The 10,409-nt window shown below is 35.4% G+C and carries 8 protein-coding genes and 1 pseudogene; all 9 read left to right on the plus strand.

The window, feature by feature from the left end:
* Positions 1-128: 128 nt before the first annotated feature.
* Positions 129-629 carry a hypothetical protein gene (locus ACFO6W_RS16410; RefSeq protein WP_379998380.1) on the plus strand — a complete coding sequence of 167 codons (501 nt, stop codon included), beginning with the start codon at positions 129-131 and terminating at the stop codon, positions 627-629.
* A 57-nt stretch (positions 630-686) separates the two neighbouring features.
* Positions 687-3,077, plus strand: a complete 2,391-nt coding sequence (locus tag ACFO6W_RS16415; RefSeq protein ID WP_379998382.1) for a hypothetical protein — start codon at positions 687-689, stop codon at positions 3,075-3,077.
* Between the two features lie 569 nt (positions 3,078-3,646).
* Positions 3,647-5,149 (plus strand): 4Fe-4S dicluster domain-containing protein, encoded by a 1,503-nt coding sequence (locus tag ACFO6W_RS16420; protein ID WP_379998384.1) that lies wholly within the window; start codon positions 3,647-3,649, stop codon positions 5,147-5,149.
* A 14-nt stretch (positions 5,150-5,163) separates the two neighbouring features.
* A complete protein-coding gene (locus tag ACFO6W_RS16425) occupies positions 5,164-6,549 on the plus strand; it encodes an aldo/keto reductase (protein ID WP_379998386.1) in 1,386 nt (461 codons plus the stop codon).
* Positions 6,550-6,576: 27 nt separating this feature from the next.
* Positions 6,577-7,491 carry an aldo/keto reductase gene (locus tag ACFO6W_RS16430; RefSeq protein WP_379998388.1) on the plus strand — a complete coding sequence of 305 codons (915 nt, stop codon included), beginning with the start codon at positions 6,577-6,579 and terminating at the stop codon, positions 7,489-7,491.
* Positions 7,492-7,530: 39 nt separating this feature from the next.
* Positions 7,531-8,274 carry a 3-keto-disaccharide hydrolase gene (locus ACFO6W_RS16435; protein WP_379998390.1) on the plus strand — a complete coding sequence of 248 codons (744 nt, stop codon included), beginning with the start codon at positions 7,531-7,533 and terminating at the stop codon, positions 8,272-8,274.
* Positions 8,275-8,381: 107 nt separating this feature from the next.
* Positions 8,382-8,510 carry a DUF1893 domain-containing protein gene (locus ACFO6W_RS16440; RefSeq protein ID WP_379998392.1) on the plus strand — a complete coding sequence of 43 codons (129 nt, stop codon included), beginning with the start codon at positions 8,382-8,384 and terminating at the stop codon, positions 8,508-8,510.
* Complete coding sequence (locus ACFO6W_RS16445) at positions 8,500-8,712, plus strand: DUF1893 domain-containing protein (protein WP_379998394.1); 213 nt, start codon at positions 8,500-8,502, stop codon at positions 8,710-8,712. Before ACFO6W_RS16440 ends, ACFO6W_RS16445 begins: the two co-directional genes overlap by 11 nt.
* A 487-nt stretch (positions 8,713-9,199) precedes the next feature.
* Positions 9,200-10,351 (plus strand): annotated as a pseudogene (locus tag ACFO6W_RS16450) (YWFCY domain-containing protein); the annotation flags it as partial.
* Positions 10,352-10,409: the final 58 nt, after the last annotated feature.

Below are 10,409 nucleotides of genomic sequence, written 5' to 3' on the forward strand. Positions count from 1 at the left end.
GAATATAACTTTTACTTTTGAATCAAATGCCTTATTAGGTAGAAACAATAATCCAATGTTGATTAAAAGGATTAAATGTTTGAAAATTTCATAAATTAATCTTCTTAAAACTAATAGTTAGAAACACTATGGCTGGTTCAGAACGTAAAAAAAAACTAAAAGGTCTATTTTGGGACTGCTCTCACTTAAAACAACTATCTGACGTTTATAGTACAAGTTTACAGCTTATTTTAAATAGGTTGTGGACTGCATTCCCAGACAATAAAAAAACAAATAAATGTGAGTTTTTTGATTACAATCACTATGAGTTGTTAATTAGTAGTTTTAATCGAAGTTTAAAAGAAAAGAAACAAGAGATTATTGACCTTGGCAAGGACCTGGATAATGCAGCTAGAAAAGAAATGTATAAACAAAAAGAAATTGAAAAAGAAATATCAAATATATTATCAAGAGGCAAAGGATTGCAACAGAAGATAACCAGTAATAAGAAACGAAGAAAAAGAAGAGCAAGAATTAATTCTACATGTAAGCTCTACACTTCTTTATCGAAGTCCATTAAAAAGATGACTGATGGACAAGAATCTGCAACATATCTGTTTACTGAACAGGTAAAAAACTACTTTCTATAAGATAAAAAAATGGCATCTTAATATTTTCCCAATTCAGCTAAAAATAAAAGAAATGTCATGAAACAAAAAAAGAATATTCGAGGGACATTAAAACAGGCGTTATTCACTTCTCCGAATCCGCCTAAAGGTAAAAATGACTTTTTGTACTTACATGATTTCATTTTTCCAAACAAAGAATTGTTTATAAGTTTTTTGGAAGAAGAGAATACAGAACGTCAGATAACGCTTGCTAAAGATATATTATTATGCATTACCTATGATTCTCATTTCTCACCTCCAACTAGATTATTATTTAATATCCTTGATATGGATTCAGGAGATTTACACGAGAAAGTAGATAATTACATAAAAAGGGATCATTTTGTACATTTAGTACATTCTTATATTTTAGGTGTTTATCTCTATTTTTATCATACGCCTATAAATGAGAAAGTTACTAAACTATTTCAATTGAAAAGGAGCAAAAAAAAGATTTTAGATTCTTCAATGAATATTTCAGCGAAGAAAGATGTAATTATTGCTTGGAGATATTTTGTTCTTTATCATGATCTTGCTTATCCCTTTGAATATTATCTAGGGATTGAAAATAACACCGACTCTTTTAAAGATAAACAAAAGAAATATATTAAAGCTTTCGAAAAAATATCAAAGTCACTTGGTAAAGATTTAGTATTTAAAAGCTTGTCAAAAATAATTGCTATCAATAATTTAAATACCGCTCATAATGAAGAATCCTTTGGCCTGTTGGTTAGTAATTATTTAATTGAGGAAATCCAGGAAGAAGCATCTACAGAAATTACAGAAAAGGCTGTTGTTAAAGAAATTGATGGAAAAAATAAAGATATTATTGATGATTTAAGCCCTACTAAGTGGGGTAATGCAAAGAAACTAGCCGGTATTTATGGCTATAAAACATTAAGAAATATTGTCAATATATTTCCTAAAGAAAACATCTGTGCTGTATTGTTTGATTCTAATAATTATCCTTTAGTTTTATATATTCCCACCAATACAGTTTCTTCGAAAAAAGAAGAAGAAATTTTAGATACAGAAAAAGATTCAGCTAATGAGAAAGGCAAGCAAGACAAATCTCATGTTGTGTATCTTACTAAATATTATAAAAAGAGAAACAATAATCCGATGCTGTTGGCTTCTTTTCCTTTTGAAGACTTGCATTACAATAAAAATTATACCATTCAATATTTTTATGCAAATCCATTTGAACAAATAAGCGTTTTCTTTGATTACTTATTTTCAGATATAGAAAAGCGGGACTATCAAGAAGCATTAGAACATTTAGCAAATTTGACAAAATCCAAATTAGAATTAATTACGACTGAAAATGAATTTCAACAATATTGCTTTGAAATATATTTAGTACTGTATAAACTAGCCGGTTATTATAAATATATGGAAGATGATCCTTCAATAAATTCATCTGCGATTGATGGTTTATTACAGGAAATTCAAAATTTGAATAATAATATCCCCGATTTAATATCAAGTGTATTAAACAAATTACTAAAAAACAAACTACCTCAAAAAGAGTATTTTCAGTTTACTGAGAAAGATGCAGATGAAACAGTAAGAGAAATATTTAGTGATGCTTTTGGAGACTATGAAACTATGATCGCAAATATATCTACACATATAAGTGGAGATATTATTGCGAATAATAATCTTGTTGTTGCTATAAGATCAATAAGGGAAAATTTAGGCACTAAGCTTAAATTCGAGATTGATCCAACTTTCTTAATTAAGTATGAGACCAATTCTATAGATACGGAAGCTTTTTTTAGTTCTGTGGAAAAAGATCCATTTTTTTTAGCAATTAACAAAAAAATGAAAGAAGTTGAACTTGGCGACTTTGAACATATTCTGAATAATTATAGGCCTATTCATGGTAAACGAAATGGTAAGTATTATGATCATGGTATATACAGTGCCCTTGTAATGATTGAGATTTTAAATATATATGAGATTATATTGTCTCACAATCAATCAGATATAAACTTACTGCGCTTAAAAAACTTAGCAATCAACACGGATATTAGTCAATGGGATCAAAAGAAGAATTATAAAAGATTTGACATTTTAACAGAATCTTGTTTTGCTATAGCAATACATAATCTTTATCCATCGGAATTAGAAAACAAATACTATAAAACCGATCTTCTTAAATCTCCTTTTGCATATTTTGCTATTCTTACTGATACTTTACAACCTTGGGACAGGAAGTTTTCTGCAAATCAAGCTTATATGGATTTGCCTTATGCGACTACAAGCAATAACTTTAATATCGAGATTATAAGAAACAAAATTAGAATAACTGAAGGGATCCATGAAATAAAACTGGAAAAGAGATTAAATCAATTAAAAAATAGTCTTAATGATTTTCTTAAAAATGCTTCTGATAATATTGACGTAATTCTTTCGGAGATAAATTAAAAAGAAGAAGCGAACCATTATCTTTTATTATATTGGCTTCTTTTTAAAGAAGCCGATTTTTTGAATTCCGGTCTTTTATTTATTCGAATTTTATTGTTAAAAATTACTAGGTTGTTCTAAACTCAAAATTATTACAGTTTAATATTTGCTATTGTTTAAAGATTCAGCACTCTATAAGGATTTCAATGAATTCCTTTGCCACAGGAATAATAAATAGGCATGTGAAGAAGAACTGTTTATATATTCCGGTATTCATTATCCGGAGCCGGATTTCCCGTAGAATTATATGTCAAAGGTTATATAATCAATAAAATATAATAATTTTCCGTAACCTTCCCGTGAGATATTATTTTTTTCGTGTTGGCTGCCTTTTTATTCGTTTTAATAGAAAATGGGCGATAACCAAAATATTCTATTATTAAATTTGAGACATCCAATAAGTGCATCCTCAGACAAAAGATGTATTTATAAGGTAAACCGGTATATGACATATTATAAACCGGTTGTTCAATAATAAACATAACCCTTATCAGGTAACCTTTGTTAAAATATATTCTCGAGATAAAGTTATGCTAAAAAAAATCAGAGTAACAGTTGCCGTATTTTGTTTTGTTTTTATAACCCTGTTGTTTCTGGATTTTACAGGAACACTTCACGGATGGTTCGGATGGCTGGCCAAGGTACAGTTTTTACCGGCATTATTGGCATTGAATGTGGGTATTGTTTTGACACTTGTTTTACTGACCCTGTTTTTCGGACGTGTTTATTGTTCGGTGATTTGTCCGTTAGGAATATTCCAGGATATCATATCATGGGTAGCTGGAAAACGTAAGAAGAACCGTTTCAAATATTCTACGGCTATCTCGTGGTTAAGATACGGGATATTGGCGTTGTTTATTATAGCTATCGCAGCAGGTATCAGCTCAGTCGTTGTCATATTGGAGCCGTATAGTGCATACGGCCGTATTGTTTCCGGCTTATTTGCCCCTTTATATCAATGGGGCAATAATCTTCTCGCTTATTTTTCACAACGGATAGATAGCTATACGTTTTATTCGGTCGATGTCTGGCTGAAAAGTATTACGGCTTTATTCGTTGCCGTAATCACTTTTGCTGTTTTAATTATCCTGGCATGGCGTAACGGGCGGACTTATTGTAATACTGTTTGTCCGGTAGGTACATTCCTGGGTTTTATTTCCAGGTATTCTCTTTTCAGGTTGTCTTTTGTTGAAGATAAATGTAGCGGATGTGGATTATGTGCCCGCAACTGCAAAGCTTCGTGTATAGACGTAAAAAACAGGAATATAGATTCCAGCCGGTGTGTAACTTGCTTTACCTGTATCGAAAAATGTAAATTCGGAGCAATGGAATATGCCCCACAATGGGTAGGAAAGAAAAAAGAATCGATAGTAAAGCCTTTAACCGACTCTACCGAAAAAGGCGGAATGTCACGCCGTAATATCATATCTCTGGTAACAGTGTTTACCGTAACCAATTTCGTAAGAGCCCAGCAGTTGAAAGTAGATGGCGGATTGGCAACCATTGAAGATAAAAAAATACCGGACCGGAAAGCTCCTGTTGTACCTCCGGGCGCATTAAGCGCCAAAAATATGAAGGATCATTGTACAGCTTGCCAGCTTTGTGTATCGGCTTGTCCTAACGGTGTTCTGCGACCGTCAAATAAATTGAATACATTCATGCAGCCCGAAATGTCATATGAAAGAGGATATTGCCGTCCCGAATGTACAGAATGTTCCCAGGTTTGTCCTGCCGGGGCAATAAAACCCGTTACGATTGCCGATAAAACGGGCATATCTATCGGACACGCGCTTTGGATCAGAGATAATTGCGTTGTGAATACGGACAAGGTGCAATGTACCGATTGCGAACGTCACTGTCCGACGAAAGCGATTACTCTGATAGCTCTTGATCCGGACAATAATAAATCATTGAAAATTCCTGTGGTCGATAAAGCGCTTTGCATTGGTTGTGGCGCTTGCGAATACTTATGTCCGGCGCGGCCTTTCAGCGCAATTTATGTAGAAGGAAATGTGAGGCATCATTCGATTTAGACAATAGATTCATTATGAAAAACAAAAATAAAGAAGGAATAAGCCGCCGTGATTTTCTGAAAGCAGGGGGAATAGGAGCCGCTGTTGCAACCGCGACCTTAGTAGGTTGTAAGCCTAAAGATATAGTGTCGGCAGCAGATGGTGCTTCGGGCGAAGTACCGACAGATAAAATGACTTATCGTACCAACCAGATTACGGGGGATGTGGTATCACTCCTGGGTTACGGATGCATGCGCTGGCCACTTCGGAAACGGGCGGACGGGAATGGTGAAGAAGTTGATCAGGATGCCGTGAATGAATTGGTGGATTATGCCATCGCTCACGGGGTCAACTATTTTGATACGGCGCCGGTATACATACGGGGCTGGTCGGAAGCGGCTACGGGTATCGCCCTGAAACGCCATCCCCGCGATAAATTTTTTATTGCCACAAAATCATCCCGGAATAATACATTGGAGAGCGGAATTGCCATGTATCATAATTCGATGCGGGAATTACAGGTAGACTATATTGATTATTACCTGTTACATTCGATAGGAGGAGGCCGCGATGGTATTGAGGAATTCAAGGTACGCTATATATATAACGGATTGCTCGATTTCCTTCTGAAGGAAAGGGCCGAAGGTCGTATCCGTAATTTAGGTTGGTCATTTCACGGAGATGTAAAGGTATATGATTACGCGCTGGCAATGGATATCCGATGGGATTTCGTGCAAATACAGCTAAATTATCAGGATTGGCAGCATGCCGACGGGGTGAGGAACGTGAATGCCGAATACTTATATGGCGAATTGGTAAAACATAATATCCCTGCTATAATTATGGAACCGCTTTTGGGAGGGCGTTTAGCCAGGGTTCCGGCACAAGCGCTTACCCTAATGAAGAATGTACGCCCGGAGGATACCGCGGCACAATGGGCTTTTCGTTATGCGGGAACACCCGAGAATGTGCTGACCGTACTGAGCGGCATGGTCTATATGGAGCATTTACAGGAGAATATTATCACTTACTCGCCTTTAGCGCCAATCACCGAACAGGAAAATAAAGTATTGGAGGAGGCTACGGGAGTACTTATCGACTCGGAATATATTCAATGTACCGAATGTCAGTATTGTATGCCTTGTCCTTACGGACTGGATATTCCGGGTATTTTCGGGCACTATAACCGTTGCGTAAGTTCCGGAAAGATACTGAAGAATTCAAACGATGAAAATTATCGCCGGGCACGGAGGGAATTCCTGGTCGGGTATGACCGCAGTGTGCCGAAACTGAGACAGGCTAATCACTGTATAGAATGTGACCAGTGCCTCCCGAAATGTCCGCAAGGTATAAAAATTACGCAGGAAATGCGTCGTGTCGACCTGTATGCAGAACAACTGAAGCAGAGCATTGAGTTTTGATTTATTAATCATTAAAAATCACATACAATGTATAACACACTAAAAACAATTATTTTAGGAGCATTATTGATATTTCCTTTAGTCTCTTCTGCCCAATCGGAAATGACCGGTGGTGATACGAGTGCTAAAACGGTTCCGTTTATTACACTTAATAACGGTGTAAATATGCCTATTATAGGATTTGGAACATATTCCCTCAATGGTTTAATAGCTGAAAACAGTGTGGCAGAAGCTATTTCTGTCGGTTATCGCCTGATTGATACGGCCATGACGTATGGGAATGAAGAATCGGTAGGAAAAGGGATTAAAAAAAGCGGTATTGATCGTGAAGAGCTTTTTATTACCACAAAGCTTTGGGTGGATGATATGGGATACGAAAAAGTAAAGAAAGGCTTTGAAGCATCCTTGAAGAAATTGGGAGTAGATTATATAGACCTTTATCTTATCCACCGCCCACGCCCTTACGAAGATATAAAAGGTTCGTGGCAAGCAATGGAAGAACTTTATGAGGCAGGAAAAATCAAAGCTATCGGAGTAAGCAATTTCACGACCGAACAACTCGAAGAACTGCTTTCTTATGCGAAGATCAAACCCGTGGTTAATCAAATCGAATGTCATCCATTCTTCCATCAGGCAGAAGAACAGGCATCGTTACAAGAAAAAGGTGTGCAAATGGAAGCCTGGTCGCCTTTGGCTGGAGGGCGTAACGACATTTTTAAGAATCCCGTCCTCTCTGCTATCGGCAAAAAACATAATAAAAGCAGTGCCCAGATAGCCTTGCGGTGGATTATCCAGAGAGGTATAATAACTATTCCCCGGACATCTGAACGGGCGCATATGTTGGAGAACCTGAATATCTTTGATTTTAAGCTGGATGATGACGACTTGAAGCAAATTGCCGGATTGGATTTGAATACCACTCAGTTTCCTGAATGGCATTAAATGTGTTATTAGATAACTTAAAAAATAACTTTTTTCCAGATGAAGAATAAAAATCTTTTTTTTCTGTCATTTTTTGTGTTGCTGTTAACAGCTTGTAATCAGGGACAATCAGTTCCCGGCATTATTAAAAATCACAAGGATAAGGCTCTGTTTACCAAAGTCAATGATGGTACAGCGAAAATGATATCCCTGTTTAATGGTAAAAACTTCGACGGATGGTATATATATACTCCCAAATACGGGATAAATAAGGATGAGGAGAAAGAGTTTAATGTTGTCGACGGGACTATTCACCTTGCAGGCGAACCAATGGGTTACTTCTGCACAAACAACTCGTACAAAAATTATTATTTGTGTGTAGTTTTTCGTTGGGGAGAAAAAAAATATCCGCCCCGCCTTGAGGACGCGCGTGACAGTGGAATATTGTACCACTTTCCAACAGATGCGGAAGACAAATTGTGGCCGACATCCATAGAATGTCAGATACAGGAGAATGATTGTGGCGATTACTGGTGTGTGGGCGGAAGCAATGCCGATTCACCCAATACAAGCAAAATGGAGGGAACACAGAAGCGTATTATCAAAACAGAAAATTTCGAAAATCCGAATCCTGAGTGGAATACAATAGAAATTATTTGTTATGATGACAAATCGGAACATTATGTAAATGGGCATTTAGTCAATCATGCCTATAACCTGAGTACAACTGAGGGTAAAATTCTTTTCCAGTTGGAAGGGGCTGAAATATATTACAAAACAATAGAATTACTTCCATTAAAATAAAGCAAGGAATATTATATGAATAGTATTCTTGAATTATTACATACAGGAGGATACTCTTGTGTGATATCAAATAGAGATGAAATCTGCACTTTTATAAAGCAGGGGTAATGGATTTGTATGAGTTGATTGAAAGCGACTTCCTGTTTCTGGATGGTGCCTCTATTGCCGATAAAGTAGTAGGTAAAGGGGCAGAGGCACTTCTGGCACTTAGTAGAGTAAACGGAAGTGATCAGTGAACCGGCAATTATATTGCTGAAAAACAGAGGTATTGAAGTTAAATATTGCAAAATCATCCCTTTTATTGAGAACCGTGATAAATCAGGTATTTGGCCATTGGAAAATCTTTGTAGCCGTACTGATTCTTTTGTTGAACTCTTTCATTTGATAGAAGATTTTATAATAAAGATTCAGAATTATATTTTGAACCTATTGTTATAACCAGATATCTTTATTATCAAGGTTATTGAAATACTATATATATAGTATAAAAATTTAATATTTATTTTAATAATTAGAAATAAGGAGAGAATGATGATTAAAAACCATAAATTAATTATTTTAATGAATGAGAAGTTATTACATATATGCCATATTTGTAAGCCTTGTATAAGTTGAAATTAAATTTAAATAATACTGAACAATTGTTATTTTATTTAAGTGCGATTATTTTCTATAAAAAATATTCTTGAATTTATTGCATAACAAGAACGACTCTTGATGTTGCAAAGATTATTAATATAGAATGCTTATTTCTCTTTATATCTTATTTGCAATATGGAATGCCAAATGTGTAAGATGTTATAAATCCGGTAGACAAATTACGACAAATTACGACAAAATACGACAAATTACGACACAAGAATCCTTCAATTAATATACCTCTTTTTTTTACGGAATAATTATTCAATAAACGAAATCATAGATTATGCAGAATGAAGATGATTTAAGGGGGCTTGCTAAAGTAATGGAATTTATGCGGGCTCTTAGTATATTATTTGTAGTGATAAATATTTATTGGTTCTGTTACGAGTGTATTGTTAAATGGGGTATTAATATTGGTGTAGTTGACCGAATCCTGTTAAATTTCCAACGAACAGCAGGATTGTTTTCCAATATTCTTTGGACAAAACTATTCAGTGTTGTTTTTCTGGCTCTGTCGTGCTTAGGTACCAAAGGGGTGAAAAACGAAAAAATAACATGGAACCAAATCTATGTATGTTTATTTTTCGGTTTTATCCTCTTTTTTCTGAATTGGTGGATTTTAAGCCTTCCATTACCTCTTTCAGCTAATGCAGCATTGTATATTTTTACATTATCTCTTGGCTTTATATTGCTTCTAATAGCCGGTTTATGGATTAGCCGTTTGTTGAAAAATAACCTGATGGAAGATGTTTTCAATACAGAAAATGAATCATTTATGCAGGAGACACGGCTAATGGAGAATGAATATTCAGTAAACCTTCCTACCCAATTTTATTATCAAAAGAAGTGGAACGATGGCTGGATCAACGTTGTAAATCCTTTCCGGGCAACTATCGTATTAGGAACCCCCGGCTCAGGAAAATCATACGCCGTAGTCAATAATTATATAAAACAACATATCAAGAAGGGATTTTCGATGTATATCTATGATTATAAATTTGATGACTTGAGTATTATAGCCTATAATACACTTATCAACAATATGGATTGTTACAGTATAAAGCCTCAGTTCTTTGTTATCAACTTCGATAATCCGCGTAAGTCACACCGTTGTAATCCCATTAATCCTGAATTTATGACAGACATTTCTGATGCCTATGAGGCCGCATATACTATTATGCTGAATTTGAACCGCACCTGGATACAAAAACAAGGGGATTTCTTTGTCGAATCCCCTATCATATTATTGGCCTCTATCATCTGGTATTTAAAAATCTATGAAGGAGGTAAATACTGTACATTTCCGCATGCAATAGAGTTTTTAAATAAACAGTATGCCGATATCTTTACCATATTAACTTCATATCCGGAACTCGAAAATTATCTCAGCCCCTTTATGGATGCATGGCAGGGAGGTGCTCAAGATCAGCTTCAAGTGCGCCCGTAAGGGTACTCAATAAATATCTCTTTGGCAAGAGATTAGGTTCGCGTTC

Source organism: Dysgonomonas termitidis (genome assembly GCF_042654545.1).
GTDB classification, from domain to species: domain Bacteria; phylum Bacteroidota; class Bacteroidia; order Bacteroidales; family Dysgonomonadaceae; genus Dysgonomonas; species Dysgonomonas termitidis.